Here is a 13,553-nt window from a genome sequence, read left to right on the forward strand (position 1 = left end):
GAACTATTCCGCCTCTTTCCTCGGGCTGACCCACCAGCAATAGACTGCGCCGATCGCCAGCAGCACGCAGGTGCCGAGGAAGACGGCGCGCATGCCGATATGGCCGCCGACGAAGCCGCCCATGACCGGGCCAACCACCTGACCGACATATTGCGACGAGATCGAAAGGCCGAGGATGCTGCCGGCCGCCGCATCCGGTACATTGTGGCGGATGACGGCGGTGATGCAGGGCAGCAGTCCACCGAGCGCGATACCCATCAGGAAGCGCAGCGCGATCAATTGCCAGGCTGATGTCACGAAAGCCTGCGGGATCAGCAGCAGCGCCGCGACCGCGAGAGCCGTCATGATGACAGTCCAATGGCCGATGCGGTCAGCCAGCTTGCCGAGCCATGAGGCCGACATAATACTGCCAAGTGCCGCCGCAGCCATGACCACGCCAGAAATCATCGTGACATGCGCATTCTCGACGAACTGGGCGACATAGACGGTGATAATCGGCTCGATCGACATATTGGCGAGCATCAGCAGCAGGCCGATCGACAACATGGCGATAGCAGGTCGTTTGTCGGGGATGGAAGCCCAGCCGCCACTCGCCTTGGCGGCCTTTTTCCGCGCCGGCGATTTCTCTTCCTTGATGAGGAAGGTGGTCGCCAGGAAGGTGAAGAAGATCACGCTGCCAGCCAGCAGAAAGGTGCCGCGAATGCCGATGATGGGCGGCAATGCGCCGCCGATCAGAGGCCCGACCAGATTGCCGGCCATGATCCCGGAGGACAATACTCCGAGTGCCCAGGCCGAGCGAAGCTTCGGTGTCTGCGTCGCCACCAGCACCATCGAGCCCGAGGCATAGCCGCCGGCAAGGCCGGTGAACAGGCGCAGTGCCACCAATTGCCAGACGCTGCCCGCCATGCCCATCAGCGAGATCGCCACCGTCATGCCGAGGCTGGCGCGCACCAGCATCAATTTCCGGCCATAGATATCGCCGAGCCGGCCCCAGAGCGGCGCGACGAAAGCGGCGGCAAAGAAGGTGGCGCCATAGGCAATGCCGGACCATTGCACGATCGCGGCCTTGTCGGTGACGCCGAGCTCCTCGACATAAAGCGGCAGGAAGGGAAGCAGCAGCGTCATCGCCACGATGGTGGTGAAGGAGCCGACGAGGCAGATGATCAGATTCCGCATCCAATAAGCGGTTTCCGGTTCAGCCGGCGCGGCTGCCTCCCATCTTGTCTCTGTCATTTTCTGGCCTTTGCATTCAACGTATACAATAATTCCTGGCTGCCCGACGCCAGGATATGCCCCTTTGCCGCGGCAAGCAGGTCTGCGCGGGTGAAGAGATCGGGAAGATTGAGGCGGTCGACATCGAGTGCATAGACGGTGACGTGATAGCCGTGAATACGCTCGTCGTTCCAGGGCGGGCACGCGCCCATATAGCCCCCATGCGGCCCATTCTTCAAGGAGCCGCCGCCAGCGCCGTTCTGTCCGCGCCGGCCGTGGTCCGTGCGCTCGAGCGGCAGCCCGGCCACCGGCGAATTATCGCCATCGGCGCCTTCGGGAAGGCTGGTGAGAGAGGCTGGTATATCGGCGAGTACCCAATGGACGAATTCCATCCGCTTGAAGTTCCCAGGGATGATCGTGTCGTCCTTGTTGAACAACGAGAAGTCGCTGGGCACATCGGGATCCACCATGGTCAGCGCATAGGAGCGTGTGCCCTTCGGCCCTTTCGACCAAGACAAAGCCACGCTCTTGTTCGGTCCCGGCGCCGATTTGCTGTTTGGGGTTGCGATACACGAGGCGTTTTCCGGCAGCAGCATGCGGCCATCGCTCTTTTCAAACTTGACCTTGAGATCAGCGGCAAAGGCCGGTGAGCCGGTGGTGACCGCCGCTGCGATAGCGATTGCGCCGAGGAGATGGGGAGTATGTCGCATGGTCTTGCCCTTTCGCGTTTCAGCCCTTTCGAGCTTTCATGGGGCAGGGTCTAACAGATCGTTCCGGTACGCTTGCGTACGTAAACGCTCAAAGTGAAGCCGGAAACGCTCAAGTGCTGCGCAGCCGCTCGGCGAAGCGGCGAGGGGAGCGATAGCCGGTGGCAAGGGCTGCCTCGCGCAGCGACAGTCCGTCTTCGGCCAGCAATGTGGTCGCGAGCGCCACACGTTCGCTTGCCAGCACGTCGCGCAACGATGAACCTTCGCGCGACAGACGCCGGCGCAGCGTCGCATTACTGGTGCCGAGTTCGACGGCAATGAGGTCGGCGGTCCAGGCGCGGTCCGGCTGCCAGCGCACCAATGCGCGCACAGCCTCCGCCGTCGTTTCAGGCGAAGCGGGCAGGGCGCCGCGCATGCCGAGCACCATCAGCACCTCCATCAGGCGGTGCTCGATCAGTTCCGCCGGCAGCTCACCGGAGGCAATGCCGTCGCCGGCATGATGGATGGCTGCAGCCAGCACCGGATCGAGCGGCAGGTCGATCTGCGAAGCCGTGCGCGCAGGCGGAAACGCCCTGATGGCGCGGCGCACGAGCTCGTCGGGAAAGCTGATGAAGATGGCGCGATAGACGCCGCTCTGCGGATCGGGATCGTTGACGACATCGCCGCGCCAGCCGGCGGGCAGTACCAGCACCGTACCGGCCGGCAAACGCAGATGCCGCCCCATGCTCAGCACCTCCTTGTAGCCCTCTATGAGAACGACGATCGAGACATGGGCAAAGGCCGAGCCGGCGATACGCTCGCGCTGCCGGGTGACGAAGGTGAAGAGGGTGGAATAGCTTTTTCCATCAGCCGGCATTACGGCAGGCCGATTGTCTTTCCCCGCCAGGCGGCGCAGCTTCTCCAATATCTGATGAGCTTCGGGCATGGCGACGGCGTCCTGCTGATGTCGACTAGGGCGATAGTCTGGACCACGCCAATGGTGATGCCAAGCCCGCAAAGCGCCTTGTCGGTTCTCTCGGCTCCAGTTTTCAGTTCGTGGCAACCGCTGCCATAGCCGCTTTCAGCGCAACGAGCGGGCCGGTCATCGGCTGGGCAGCGCTTCCGGTCAGCAGCCGTAGCGCTCCGGTCATCGACGCCTGTGCGAAGGCGATCGTCTTCGCCCCCTCGCGCTGCGCTGCGTCGACCGCTGCAGCGATCGACATCAGATAAGCCTCCTGTTCGCCGGCCCGGAACAGCGCCCAGGCGCCCTCGATCAACCGCACGTCGATGACGGCACCGGTTGCCTTTGCGGCCTCTTCGAATAGCCGTGTGCTGGGGTCGATGGTCGTTTCAACGGTGCAAAGGACAATGACTTTGCCGCCCGCCTTCACCGCTCTTTCGGCTAGGATACCGTCGGCTCTGATAACGGGAACCGGCGACTTCCCGGCCGCCAGCAATGCCGCCGGGCCAAGGGTGGAGCAGTTGAGCACGACGGCATCGGCCTCCTGTGCGAGGTGGAGCAGGACATCAGCCGTTTCCGTCGTGATATCGGCCGTCAAACCTCCCAGCCGTTCGGCGGTCAGGAGAAGGTCGGCGCGGACATGATGATGGAGGGCGCCAACAGGAAGGCCAAGCTCCCTGGCAGCGTCCTCATAGATGGGAATGTTGCTTTCGGCAGTGTGCAGGCAGGCAATTTTCACGGAGCTGGTCTCGCTGAAGCCACCCGACAAGGCGGCGGTTCACCGAGCCTAGCCTCTGACGATCTGATTGTCGACGCGTGCGATGCCGCAGATCGTGGCGGCGATTTTGCCGGCGCGATCGATCTCTTCTTCCGTTGCAAGCCAGCCGCTGAGAACGATCTTGGGACCGTCCGCAGTTACGAAAACATCCGGGCCGTCGATATCTTCGGCGATGGCCAGCGCGTTTTCCACCGCGAATTCGAGGTCGATCGTTTCAGGTGCGTTGGGGCGGGGCATTTTGGCAGAGAATGAGGGTGTCATGGAGTCTGATTTCCTCAGCTAGTGGTTGTCTTTCGCGTTTTATCCGCGGCTATCGCCATCGCGGCGCCTAAGCTGCTGTCAAGCAGCTCGTCTGGAATTTGTGGTCCGTATCGTCCCTTGTGGAGCTTCAAGGCTTGCCTATAGGCTTCGATAAACAGATTGATCCTGGTCCAGTTTTCTTGTGCCATATGCGTCGGCCAAAACAGGAAGGCGCCCGCCGCGGATGTCGTCAATTCGCCGAGGCGGCTGGCGGGAATCTTGAAGGTGCCCACTGGCATCTTCGCCCGGATACCGAAATCGTCGATCAGCCACTCATCGTTTTCAAAGAGCGGCACCTTACTATCCAGGAGGGATGTGTCCCTGATATGGCGGGACGAACGGCTTTCGAAGAATGGAATGAGGCCAACCGGGCCGTCATTGCTGCTGGTCTCGCTGGCAGTATCGGCGGGCATCATCAATCCTTCCGGCATAGTTGATGGCCTCGGAACTCAACGCGACGATTGTCGCCGGTCTGTCAGACCGGCGCACGGTTTCGCGCGCGCCACCATCTAAACAGAGGCCTCAAATGCTATTACTGCGCGCGACTGCTGCGACGGTGCGATCTATTCGGCTTTTGCCGCAGGGGCGATCGATTCTATATCGATTTCCTGTGTCACCCGTTCCTGGGCGACTTCGTCGTTGCGCATCCGATATTGCGGGGAGTTGTCCCTCGCTGGAAGATAGGCCGTGATCCGGTAAACCTCCGCCGCCTTCGGGGAAAGGCCTTTCAGGCTCTTCAGTCGAACGGTCTCGCCGATGGGGAAACGGTGAATGGCCACGGTGCGCTACGTCTTTCCGGCCCTGTCTGTTGCAACGGCCCTGTTATCATGGCGCTCGCGCGCAAATGTCGTCTATCGGGAAATGTATGTTCGGCAAGACGGCCAAGATGCCGCTTGCCGAACATTCCGGCTTGATTGTCAATCGGGTGATCGCGGGCTGCCAGTACATCCGTGGTCAGCGCCGCATTCCGTTCCAATCAGGCCAATCTGAGCTTGGAGATCGAGCTGCGGCCCATGCCGTCCTGCTCGATTTCGAAGATCAACTTCTGACCCTTTTTGAGCGTCTCCAAGCCGGATTTCACCACTATTTTCGCGTGAACGAAAATAGCGACGCTGCCGTCGGTCGGCTGAATGAAGCCGTAGCCCTTTTCCAGGTCGAAATTCTTGACGATGCCATTGAACATGCTGTCTCCTTGGGCTTGGCATGGTCGATGCAGGCAAACGTGCCCAGCATATTCAGGACCATACGGTTGAGGAGATCGGCGGGTCGAGAACCTCTGACGCTGCGATAAGCCAAACTGCCCAAGACGATAGAAGGACAACTACAGGCTGATTAAGGTTTAATTAAGACCAGTCTTGGGTGAGAAGACGATTGGGCAGTTTGACACCCAATTTGAGTGATGAGCAATACAAGTGGTATCTGGTTGAAAGACGGGTAAATTTTCCTCCAGCCCGCGATTTTTTGGCATGTCGCCGGTTGCCCTTCACTTCGTCCCCTCCTATGTTCCGGGTCACCTGCCGACGCAATCAATTGCCAAGAGGAGATATGACCATGGCTTTCGAATTGCCTGAACTTCCCTACGATTACGATGCTCTTTCCCCCTTCATGTCGCGTGAGACTCTCGAGTATCACCACGACAAGCATCACAAGGCCTATGTCGACAACGGCAACAAGCTCGCTGCTGAAGCAGGCCTGTCCGATCTCTCGCTCGAAGAGATCGTGAAGAAGTCCTTCGGCACCAATGCTGGCCTCTTCAACAATGCTGCCCAGCATTACAACCACGTCCATTTCTGGAAGTGGATGAAGAAGGGCGGCGGCGGCAACAAGCTGCCAGGCAAGCTCGAAGCTGCCTTCGCTTCCGATCTCGGCGGCTATGACAAGTTCAAGGCCGATTTCGCTGCTGCCGGCGCCACCCAGTTCGGCTCCGGCTGGGCCTGGGTTTCCGTCAAGAACGGCAAGCTCGAAATCTCCAAGACCCCGAACGGCGAAAACCCGCTGGTTCATGGTGCGACCCCGATCCTCGGCGTCGACGTCTGGGAACACTCCTACTACATCGACTACCGCAACCTGCGCCCGAAATACCTCGAGGCCTTCATCGACAGCCTGATCAACTGGGACTACGTCCTGGAGCGCTACGAAGCCGCCACGAAGTAAGTTTTGCCTTCCAGGCTTGCTTTTGCACCCGGCGCTGTCCAAGCGTCGGGTGTTTTCGTATGTATCGTCCGATTACTAACCCGTCAGCCCAAGGAGGCTGCATGTCGTCTCCATGTCGTCTCCATCCGCCCCGATCTTCCGTTTCGGCGTCGTCGCCGATCCGCAATATGCTGCTCTCGAGCCCAATCTCGAGCTCGATCGCTATCCGGCAAAAAGCCTCGCCAAGCTCAAAGAGGCAATCACGGAATTCAACCGACACGACCTCGCCTTCGTCGTCACTCTCGGGGATATCATCGACCGGAATTGGCAGAGTTTCGACGATATCCTGCCGGTCTACGAGACCCTGCGGCATGAGCGGTATTTCCTGCTCGGTAATCACGATTTTGCGGTCGCGCCAGAGCATTTGGCGAAGGTCGCAAACCGCGTCGGGCTGTCGTCGGCCTATTATGACTTCGCCCGAGCCGGCTATCGCTTCATTGCTCTCGACGGCAACGAGATCAGCCTGTTTGCTTCACCGGAAGGTGACCCGCGTCGCGATGAGGCCAAGGCTTTGATGAGGGCGCTGAATGACGCCGGAGCGCCGAATTCGCACCGCTGGAATGGCGCTATCAGTGACACGCAATATGCCTGGCTCGCCACGAAGCTGAACGAGGCGAAGGCCGCGGGCGAGAAAGTCGTGGTCATGAACCACTATCCGGTTTTCCCGGAGAATTCGCACAACGCGATCGATAGCGAACGCCTGCTGGCGCTGTTCGCCGAACATGATCACGTCATCGCCTATCTCAACGGCCACAACCATGCTGGCAATTTTGGCGTCGCCGACGGGACGTATTTCGTCAATTTCAAAGGCATGGTCGATACCGAAGACAACAGCGCCTATGCGATCGTCACGGTCTACGAGGATCGGCTGGAGATCATCGGCTTCGGGCGTGAGGAGAGCAGGGTTCTGGCCTTGCACTAGCGTCTCATTCCGCCGCCACCCGCATCTCCGCTACGTCCCGTTTCGGCGGCGCGCCGAACATGCGGGTGTATTCGCGGCTGAATTGCGAGGCGCTTTCATAGCCGACCCGGTAGGCGGCATTCTCCACGTTGGCGCTGCCGGCAACCATCAGGCGGCGGGCTTCGAGCAGCCGCATCTGCTTTTGATATTGCAGTGGCGTCATCGAGGTCAGTGTCTTGAAATGCTGATGGAACGAGGAGGGGCTCATGCGCGCGGCGGCGGCAAGCTGCTCGATGCGTACCGGCTCGGCGAAATTGTCGCGCAGCAGGCGGATGGCGTCGGCAATGCGGCGCGTCTGGCTGTCAGGAAGCACCAGCTTGCAGACCTCGCCGCCGTTGAGGCCGGTGAGCAGCCAGAAACAGATTTCCCGCATGATTGCCGGATGGAGCACCGGAATAGCCCTCGGGGTCGCGAGCAGCCCGGTCAATCGCACCAGGCAATCGGCGAGCGGCTGGCTGAGGTCCTCGACGAAGATGCCGAGACCTGCACCGCCCGTCGGCTTCGGCGGCACGTCGAGTTGCTCCATCACCTCGCGCATCATGCCGACATCGAATTCGAGCGAGATGGCGATATAGGGCTTTTCCGGGCTTGCCTCGATCACCCGGCCGGCGGCGGGCAGCTCGATGCTGATGATGAGGGCTTGCATCTCGGCATAGTCGATCACCCGGTCGTGCAGCATCAATTGCTTCGCACCCTGGACGATGACGCAGAGCGCCGGCCTGTAGATCATCTTATGCGGCATCTTCGGCTCGCTCGAGCGCATGACGCAAAAGCCATCGATGCCGGTCCAAAAGACCCCGTTGTCGCCGCCATCACTGCTTTCGATGAACTGTATGAGCGCGTCTTTAAGGGCTGACGACATCGGCGGTCTCCAGGGCAGGGGGCGAAGTGCCATCATCATAGCAGTGTAACGTCGGCCGGCAAGGCACTTGGAGGAATAGGCAAGAAATTCGAGAGTTCCGGCATTCAAGGAGATGGCAGGACGGGCGTAGATTTCTGTCATCAAGCATTCCCTGGAGAACGGCAATGACAACCGAAAATATCGATAAATCAAAGGCAAAGATCGCAATCGTCACGGGCGGCAGCCGTGGTCTCGGCCGCAACACGTCTGTCCATCTCGCCCATCGCGGCGTCGATAGCATCATCACCTACAACTCAAATCGGGCAGAAGCGGAAAGCGCGGTTGCCGAGATCGAGGCGCTCGGACGGAAGGCCGTGGCGTTGCAGCTCGATGCCGGCGACGTCGCCTCTTTTGACACGTTTGTGTCCGAGGTTGGACAGGCGCTGCGGAAAACTTGGGATCGCGATCGTTTCGATTTTCTCGTCAACAATGCCGGCGCATCCTATCATGCAGCTTTCACGGAAACGACGGAAGCCGAGCTCGACAAGCTTTACAAAGTCCATTTCAAGGGCGTCTATTTTCTGACGCAGAAGCTGCTGCCCCTGATTGCGGATGGCGGTCGCATCGTCAACATCTCCTCCGGCCTTGCCCGTTTCAGCAATCCAGGCTCGTCTGCCTATGCGGCGATGAAGGGCGCGGTCGAGGTTCTCTCGCGGTATCTGGCCAAGGAGCTTGGCGCGCGTGGCATCACCGTCAATACCGTTGCGCCGGGCGCGATCGCGACCGATTTCAGTGGTGGCATGGTGCGCGACAATCCCGAGGTGAACAAGTTCGTCGCCTCCATGACGGCGCTCGGCCGCGTTGGCCTGCCCGATGACATCGGTCCGATGATCGCCTCGCTGCTGTCGGAGGATAATCGCTGGATCAATGGTCAGCGGATCGAAGTGTCTGGCGGCATGATGCTCTAGATAGAAGAGTATCGATTCAGTCGCCCCTGCCGTCAACCGCCGGCGGCTTGGGCATTCACCTGCCACCCATTCACCCAGATCTGCCGTAGCCCATCCCCTTCTCCCTTGAACCATGATCCCGCCGCTTCGCAACCTTCGATCCGATCGCTGCGGAAGTTGCGGATGGCCTGGCGCAATTCGCACCAGGCGACGATGTTGGCGGTTTCGGCGTAATAGATGAGGGCGATCGGGCGGATGATGCGCTCGGTGGCGCGGCCGAGTTCGTCGCGATAGGAGAGATCCAGTTTCTCCTCGTCGCGGATGGCGCGGCGCACCAGCGCCAGATCGATGGCGCCGGCCAGGGGTGCGGCAAAGCCCCAGGCATGCAGCGCATTGGCCTCGAATGTCTGGCGCAGCGGTGGCGGCACCGCACCGGCGATCTTGGCACTGACGCGCTTGGCGGCGAGCTTCAGTTCGTCGTCGCCGGTGCGCTCCAGCAGCGCCAGAGACAGCACGATTGCCTCCATCTCTTCAATCGAAAACATCAGCGGCGGCAGGTCGAAGCCGGGGCGCATGATATAGCCGATGCCGCGCCCGCCCTCGATCGGCACGCGCATCGCCTGCAGGGCGACGATGTCGCGATAGACCGAGCGTACCGTCACCTCCAGCCGCTCGGCGATGACGGCCGCTGTCACCGGCTTTTTCGCCAGCCGCAGGATCTGGATGATCTCGAACAGGCGCGACGCCTTGCGCATTTCATCCTCCCGGCTTGAAGGCTCGTGACAATACCCTGTCAGTTGGACTGAACTATAAGACTGCCTATCGATTTGAAAATCAACAAATTCTTCCGCGGATCACCCGCACGAGACGATAGGCAACTGACATGGGCTATACCGAAAATCTCTGGCTTTTCTTTCTCCTTCTCTTCGGCATCATCATCGTTCCGGGCATGGACATGCTCTTCGTGCTGGCCAATTCGCTGACCGGCGGGCGCAACAGGGGTTTGGCCGCGACCGGCGGCATCATGCTGGGTGGCGCGGTGCATTCGCTGAACGGCGCGCTCGGCGTCGGCCTGCTGATGCATTTTGTGCCGGTCCTCTTCAATCCGTTGCTCCTTGCCGGCGCCGGCTACATGGCCTTTATCGGCATTACGCTGATGCGTAGCTCGATCACTGTCGGCGATCAGGGGCCGGCCGGTAGCCGCTCCGCCTGGAAGGCCTTCCGCCAAGGCGCGGTCACCTGCCTGATCAACCCCAAGGCCTATCTCTTCATCCTCGCCGTCTATCCGCAGTTTCTGAAGCCGGACTACGGCCCGATCTGGATACAGGCGACCATCATGGGATTGATGACTGTCGCCACGCAGTTCCTCATCTATGGCGGGCTCGCCGTCACCGCCGGCCGCAGCCGCGATCTGTTGGTTGCCAACCCCGTGGCCACCGCCTTTGCCGGGCGTGCCGCCGGGCTGCTCCTCTTTGCGGTCTCGGTCTTCACCGTCTGGGAGGGCTGGAGGACGGCGTGAGGGCCGGCTCATGTCTCGAATATGACACTGATTTTGCTCAGCTCTCACCACTTTGTGACTTCATCGCCTGCGCGGAAAACGGCAAACATGCTAGCGTGATGACGCGCCGACCGCATCCGCGGTCCTGATCACATCCGCAGAGGTAGGAGAAGCATATGAAATGGAGAGCGATTGTGGTGGCGACGGCTCTGGCCGGCGTTGCCTTTGGTTCGGTCCTGGCGGCCGATGGCGGTACGCATGATGCCCGTATCGCGTTGATGAAGAAGATCGGCGGCGCGACCGGCGCTCTCGGCGCCATCGCCAAGGGTGAGAAGCCCTACGACGCCGAAATCGTCAAGGCCTCGCTGACGACGATCGCCGAGACGGCCAAAGCTTTCCCGGATCAGTTCAACCCCGACAGCGACAAGACCGATGCCGAGGTCAATCCGAAGATCTGGGATAACCTCGATGACTTCAAGGCCAAGGCCGCCAAGCTGTCCACCGATGCGGAGACAGCACTTGCGCAGCTCCCAGCCGACCAGGCGGGCGTTGGTGCGACGCTGAAGACCCTGGGCGGCAATTGCGGCGCCTGTCATCAGGCCTACCGCATCAAGAAGGACTAGCGGTAGGCCGGCATCGTCCGGAAATCAGGTTAGACATCCGCACCGGCTTTGCCGCCGGTGTGGATTTTAGTATTTTATGATGTGGGTTGAATGGAAGGGGTGAGGCATGGTTGCGCGATTTGTCCGGTGGCTGCTCTGTCTCGTCGGCCTCGCCATCATCGGCTTCGGCGCCTTTTATGTCGTCACCGGACCATCGCCCCTGCCGGCAAGCCATTGGGCAAATCTCGGTGATCCCGATATCAAGAACGGTGAGATGGTCTTTTGGGCCGGTGGCTGCACGAGCTGTCATGCCGCATCCGGCGCGCAAGGCGATGCAAAGCTGGTGTTGTCTGGCGGGCTGGCGCTGGCCAGCCCCTTCGGCACCTTCTATGTCCCGAATATCTCGCCTGATGAAAAGGCCGGTCTCGGCAGCTGGACGCTGGCCGATTTCGGAAATGCCATGAAGCGCGGCGTCGGCAAAAACGGCGAACATCTCTATCCGTCCTTCCCCTACGGCTCATACGCCCGCATGAGCGACAAGGATATCAACGATCTCTGGGGCTTCCTGAAGACCTTGCCGAAGAGCGACAATGTCGCCCCGCCGCATGAGCTGCCGTTCCCCTTCAATATCAGGCTGACGCTCGGCGGCTGGAAATTTCTCTATTTCAACGATCAGCCGCGCGTCGTCCTCGCCAATGCCGACGACAAGATCAGGCGCGGCCAATATCTGGTCGAAGGCCCCGGTCATTGCGGCGAATGCCATACCCCGCGCGACGCCCTCGGCGGCTTCCTTAGGGATCAGTGGCTGGCCGGTGCACCGAACCCGGAAGGCAAGGGCAACATCCCCGATATCACCCCCGGCTCGAAGGCGATCAGCAGCTGGAGCGCCGGCGATATCGCCACCTATCTCGAAACCGGCTTCACCCCCGACTATGATTCCGCCGGCGGCTCGATGGCCGAAGTACAGCAGAACATTGCGCATCTCCCGGCCGCTGACCGCGAGGCGATCGCGGCCTATCTGAAGGCGCTGCCGGCGCGATGAGCGCGCGTGCCTGCTCTCAGATTCGCTTTGCTAGATAGAGATGTGTTTCGTAGCGAAGCTCAAACTCTCCGCCATGTGCAGCGATCACCTCCGCGATTGCCCCAAGTAGAGCCTCCCTCTGCTCATCCGCCAGAAGCCGATGGCCTGAGAGCGTGCGGAGCAGGTCGGTATAGCTTGTGGTGCTATGCATCCGGCTCCAGGGATAGCAGCGGTGCGTTACCGGCCCGAAATGCTCGGACTCTTCGAATAGCGCCGCAAAGAAGCCACCCGGCAAATACCAAGCTTCTGCTGGTGGGCCGGAGAGGGATGGCGCGTATTGCGAATAGATGCGGGCAAACTCCGGGCCGAGCGGCGATGCCGGCGGCAGCGGTACGTTACCGAAAACGGCAAGCGTTCCATCCGGCGTGAGCTGCGCGGCTGTCTTGGCAAAGCGGATCTCCGGCGCAACCCAGTGAAAGGACTGGGCGGCAAGTGCGAGCTTGAAGGCTGCCGGTTCGCCCGGCCAGGCTTCGAAGGTCGATTCCGTGAAGCGGATATTGGGAAACTCGGCCAGGTTTTCCCGCGCGATGCCGATCAGCTCCGAACCGGGATCGAGCGCGAGGACGGAAAAGCCACGGCGTGCCAACCCTTGCGTCGCTTGTCCCGTGCCACAGCCGATTTCGAGGATGCGATCCTTAGCGGCCAAATCGGCGAAGGCAACGATGTCGTCGAAGAGCGGCTCGGGATAAACAGGGCGGGCGCCGCCATAAAGGGCTGCCACGCCGTCAAAAGTAAACCGCTGTTCCAAGGGTATATCCTCAGTTGAGAAATCGCGGACGCATAGCCTTTTTTCTAGCGTATTTGCGTTGAACTTTACAGCTCGGTGAGCTCGGAATGCAGCAACGGGAGAGGGTGGCCGTGGACATAGCGGTGAAGCAGAAAGTTCCTTATTTCAGCCAATGGGAAACGCCTGACATGACGCTGGCCGTGGTGGCCGAGGGCGCGCAGACAGCTTTGTTGAAGGACCCGCTCTGGGCATCTTCAGGGGCTCGCAATGTCGAGGACTACGCCCGTTGGGCCGGCAATCTTTGCGGCATGGCCTGCCTGAAGATGGTTCTCGCCGCCCGCACCGGCCGGACGATGCCGATCATGGATCTGGCCATGGGATGCAAGGATTATGGCGGCTATGTCGAAGAGGCGGACGGCAGGATCAAAGGCTTGATCTATGCGCCTTTCGTTCCCTTCGTCAAAGACAGGTTCGGTCTGGACGCCAAGGTCGTCACCGGGATTTCTGTCGGAGATATCGGCGATATCCTGGCGCAATCGGAATTCTTCGTTGCGTCCGTGCACCATTCCATCCGCTGGTCCGATACCGAGCCGCCATCGAAGGGCGGACATCTCGTGCTGGTGACTGCGGTCGATGCAGGCTCAGTCCGCTTTCACAATCCCTCCGGACATGAAGTTGCTACCCGCGAAAATGTGGAGCTGCCGCTAGAGATATTCGGCCGCTTCTTCGCCGGGCGCGGGATCGCCATCGATCGCTGACGATAGGA

The 13,553-nt window shown here is 60.6% G+C and carries 18 protein-coding genes; 7 read left to right on the forward strand and 11 right to left on the reverse strand.

All coding sequences use genetic code 11. The features are described 5' to 3' along the window. Nucleotides 1–3: 3 nt before the first annotated feature. From RRH01S_RS04335 to RRH01S_RS04370, 8 genes are all read right to left on the reverse strand, one after another. The gene (locus tag RRH01S_RS04335; RefSeq protein WP_007699483.1) at nt 4–1,233 is read right to left on the reverse strand and encodes an MFS transporter; all 1,230 of its coding nucleotides are present in this window, start codon (nt 1,231–1,233) and stop codon (nt 4–6) included. Continuing rightward, a complete protein-coding gene (locus RRH01S_RS04340; protein WP_042470109.1) occupies nt 1,230–1,922 on the reverse strand; it encodes a YbhB/YbcL family Raf kinase inhibitor-like protein in 693 nt (230 codons plus the stop codon). Before RRH01S_RS04340 ends, RRH01S_RS04335 begins: the two co-directional genes overlap by 4 nt. 109 nt (nt 1,923–2,031) lie before the next feature. Then, nucleotides 2,032–2,844, reverse strand: coding sequence for a helix-turn-helix domain-containing protein (locus RRH01S_RS04345; protein WP_042470111.1), 813 nt, complete (start codon nt 2,842–2,844; stop codon nt 2,032–2,034). Nucleotides 2,845–2,947: 103 nt separating this feature from the next. Further along, the gene (locus RRH01S_RS04350) at nt 2,948–3,598 is read right to left on the reverse strand and encodes an aspartate/glutamate racemase family protein (protein ID WP_042470458.1); all 651 of its coding nucleotides are present in this window, start codon (nt 3,596–3,598) and stop codon (nt 2,948–2,950) included. Between the two features lie 48 nt (nt 3,599–3,646). Then, nucleotides 3,647–3,898: a BON domain-containing protein gene (locus RRH01S_RS04355; protein ID WP_012651130.1), complete on the reverse strand. Its 252-nt coding sequence runs from the start codon at nt 3,896–3,898 to the stop codon at nt 3,647–3,649. Nucleotides 3,899–3,912: 14 nt separating this feature from the next. Continuing rightward, complete coding sequence (locus RRH01S_RS04360) at nt 3,913–4,353, reverse strand: hypothetical protein (RefSeq protein ID WP_229202573.1); 441 nt, start codon at nt 4,351–4,353, stop codon at nt 3,913–3,915. 147 nt (nt 4,354–4,500) lie between these two features. Further along, nucleotides 4,501–4,716, reverse strand: coding sequence for a hypothetical protein (locus tag RRH01S_RS04365; RefSeq protein WP_012651133.1), 216 nt, complete (start codon nt 4,714–4,716; stop codon nt 4,501–4,503). A 197-nt stretch (nt 4,717–4,913) separates the two neighbouring features. Beyond that, nucleotides 4,914–5,120 carry a cold-shock protein gene (locus RRH01S_RS04370; RefSeq protein ID WP_007699502.1) on the reverse strand — a complete coding sequence of 69 codons (207 nt, stop codon included), beginning with the start codon at nt 5,118–5,120 and terminating at the stop codon, nt 4,914–4,916. Between the two features lie 368 nt (nt 5,121–5,488). Between RRH01S_RS04370 and RRH01S_RS04375 the strand changes: the two genes are divergently transcribed. Continuing rightward, nucleotides 5,489–6,091, forward strand: a complete 603-nt coding sequence (locus tag RRH01S_RS04375; RefSeq protein ID WP_007699507.1) for a superoxide dismutase — start codon at nt 5,489–5,491, stop codon at nt 6,089–6,091. 112 nt (nt 6,092–6,203) lie between these two features. Further along, nucleotides 6,204–7,052: a metallophosphoesterase gene (locus RRH01S_RS04380; protein WP_042470116.1), complete on the forward strand. Its 849-nt coding sequence runs from the start codon at nt 6,204–6,206 to the stop codon at nt 7,050–7,052. A gap of 4 nt (nt 7,053–7,056) precedes the next feature. Here RRH01S_RS04380 and RRH01S_RS04385 read toward each other — a convergent pair whose 3' ends face one another. After that, a complete protein-coding gene (locus tag RRH01S_RS04385; protein WP_042470460.1) occupies nt 7,057–7,953 on the reverse strand; it encodes an AraC family transcriptional regulator in 897 nt (298 codons plus the stop codon). Between the two features lie 164 nt (nt 7,954–8,117). Here RRH01S_RS04385 and RRH01S_RS04390 point away from each other — a divergent pair, with 164 nt between their 5' ends. After that, nucleotides 8,118–8,900 (forward strand): SDR family NAD(P)-dependent oxidoreductase, encoded by a 783-nt coding sequence (locus RRH01S_RS04390; RefSeq protein ID WP_042470119.1) that lies wholly within the window; start codon nt 8,118–8,120, stop codon nt 8,898–8,900. A gap of 32 nt (nt 8,901–8,932) precedes the next feature. On the opposite strand, the gene RRH01S_RS04395 is transcribed toward RRH01S_RS04390, so the two are convergent. After that, nucleotides 8,933–9,634: a helix-turn-helix transcriptional regulator gene (locus RRH01S_RS04395; RefSeq protein ID WP_042470122.1), complete on the reverse strand. Its 702-nt coding sequence runs from the start codon at nt 9,632–9,634 to the stop codon at nt 8,933–8,935. Nucleotides 9,635–9,762: 128 nt separating this feature from the next. On the opposite strand from RRH01S_RS04395, the gene RRH01S_RS04400 reads away from it, so the two are divergent. From RRH01S_RS04400 to RRH01S_RS04410, 3 genes are all read left to right on the forward strand, one after another. Then, the gene (locus tag RRH01S_RS04400; RefSeq protein ID WP_007702001.1) at nt 9,763–10,398 is read left to right on the forward strand and encodes a LysE family translocator; all 636 of its coding nucleotides are present in this window, start codon (nt 9,763–9,765) and stop codon (nt 10,396–10,398) included. Between the two features lie 155 nt (nt 10,399–10,553). After that, on the forward strand, nt 10,554–11,000 hold the full coding sequence (locus tag RRH01S_RS04405) for a c-type cytochrome (RefSeq protein WP_042470124.1): 447 nt from the start codon (nt 10,554–10,556) through the stop codon (nt 10,998–11,000). Nucleotides 11,001–11,106: 106 nt separating this feature from the next. Then, the gene (locus RRH01S_RS04410) at nt 11,107–12,021 is read left to right on the forward strand and encodes a c-type cytochrome (RefSeq protein WP_042470127.1); all 915 of its coding nucleotides are present in this window, start codon (nt 11,107–11,109) and stop codon (nt 12,019–12,021) included. Between the two features lie 16 nt (nt 12,022–12,037). Here the strand turns inward: RRH01S_RS04410 and RRH01S_RS04415 are convergent, their stop codons facing one another. Next, complete coding sequence (locus RRH01S_RS04415) at nt 12,038–12,808, reverse strand: class I SAM-dependent methyltransferase (protein WP_042470130.1); 771 nt, start codon at nt 12,806–12,808, stop codon at nt 12,038–12,040. An 86-nt stretch (nt 12,809–12,894) separates the two neighbouring features. On the opposite strand from RRH01S_RS04415, the gene RRH01S_RS04420 reads away from it, so the two are divergent. Then, nucleotides 12,895–13,545, forward strand: a complete 651-nt coding sequence (locus RRH01S_RS04420) for a cysteine peptidase family C39 domain-containing protein (RefSeq protein WP_012651137.1) — start codon at nt 12,895–12,897, stop codon at nt 13,543–13,545. The last annotated feature ends 8 nt before the right edge of the window (nt 13,546–13,553 follow it).

Source organism: Rhizobium rhizogenes NBRC 13257, from assembly GCF_000696095.1.
Lineage (GTDB): Bacteria > Pseudomonadota > Alphaproteobacteria > Rhizobiales > Rhizobiaceae > Rhizobium > Rhizobium rhizogenes.

Coding starts and splice junctions, on each gene's coding strand:
- RRH01S_RS04385 (WP_042470460.1), bottom strand. CDS start 7,953: ATGTCGTCAGCCCTTAAAGACGCGCTCATACAGTTCATCGAAAGCAGT.
- RRH01S_RS04335 (WP_007699483.1), bottom strand. CDS start 1,233: ATGACAGAGACAAGATGGGAGGCAGCCGCGCCGGCTGAACCGGAAACC.
- RRH01S_RS04340 (WP_042470109.1), bottom strand. CDS start 1,922: ATGCGACATACTCCCCATCTCCTCGGCGCAATCGCTATCGCAGCGGCG.
- RRH01S_RS04370 (WP_007699502.1), bottom strand. CDS start 5,120: ATGTTCAATGGCATCGTCAAGAATTTCGACCTGGAAAAGGGCTACGGC.
- RRH01S_RS04390 (WP_042470119.1), top strand. CDS start 8,118: ATGACAACCGAAAATATCGATAAATCAAAGGCAAAGATCGCAATCGTC.
- RRH01S_RS04395 (WP_042470122.1), bottom strand. CDS start 9,634: ATGCGCAAGGCGTCGCGCCTGTTCGAGATCATCCAGATCCTGCGGCTG.
- RRH01S_RS04405 (WP_042470124.1), top strand. CDS start 10,554: ATGAAATGGAGAGCGATTGTGGTGGCGACGGCTCTGGCCGGCGTTGCC.
- RRH01S_RS04400 (WP_007702001.1), top strand. CDS start 9,763: ATGGGCTATACCGAAAATCTCTGGCTTTTCTTTCTCCTTCTCTTCGGC.
- RRH01S_RS04360 (WP_229202573.1), bottom strand. CDS start 4,353: ATGATGCCCGCCGATACTGCCAGCGAGACCAGCAGCAATGACGGCCCG.
- RRH01S_RS04380 (WP_042470116.1), top strand. CDS start 6,204: ATGTCGTCTCCATCCGCCCCGATCTTCCGTTTCGGCGTCGTCGCCGAT.
- RRH01S_RS04345 (WP_042470111.1), bottom strand. CDS start 2,844: ATGCCCGAAGCTCATCAGATATTGGAGAAGCTGCGCCGCCTGGCGGGG.
- RRH01S_RS04410 (WP_042470127.1), top strand. CDS start 11,107: ATGGTTGCGCGATTTGTCCGGTGGCTGCTCTGTCTCGTCGGCCTCGCC.
- RRH01S_RS04375 (WP_007699507.1), top strand. CDS start 5,489: ATGGCTTTCGAATTGCCTGAACTTCCCTACGATTACGATGCTCTTTCC.
- RRH01S_RS04355 (WP_012651130.1), bottom strand. CDS start 3,898: ATGACACCCTCATTCTCTGCCAAAATGCCCCGCCCCAACGCACCTGAA.
- RRH01S_RS04420 (WP_012651137.1), top strand. CDS start 12,895: ATGCAGCAACGGGAGAGGGTGGCCGTGGACATAGCGGTGAAGCAGAAA.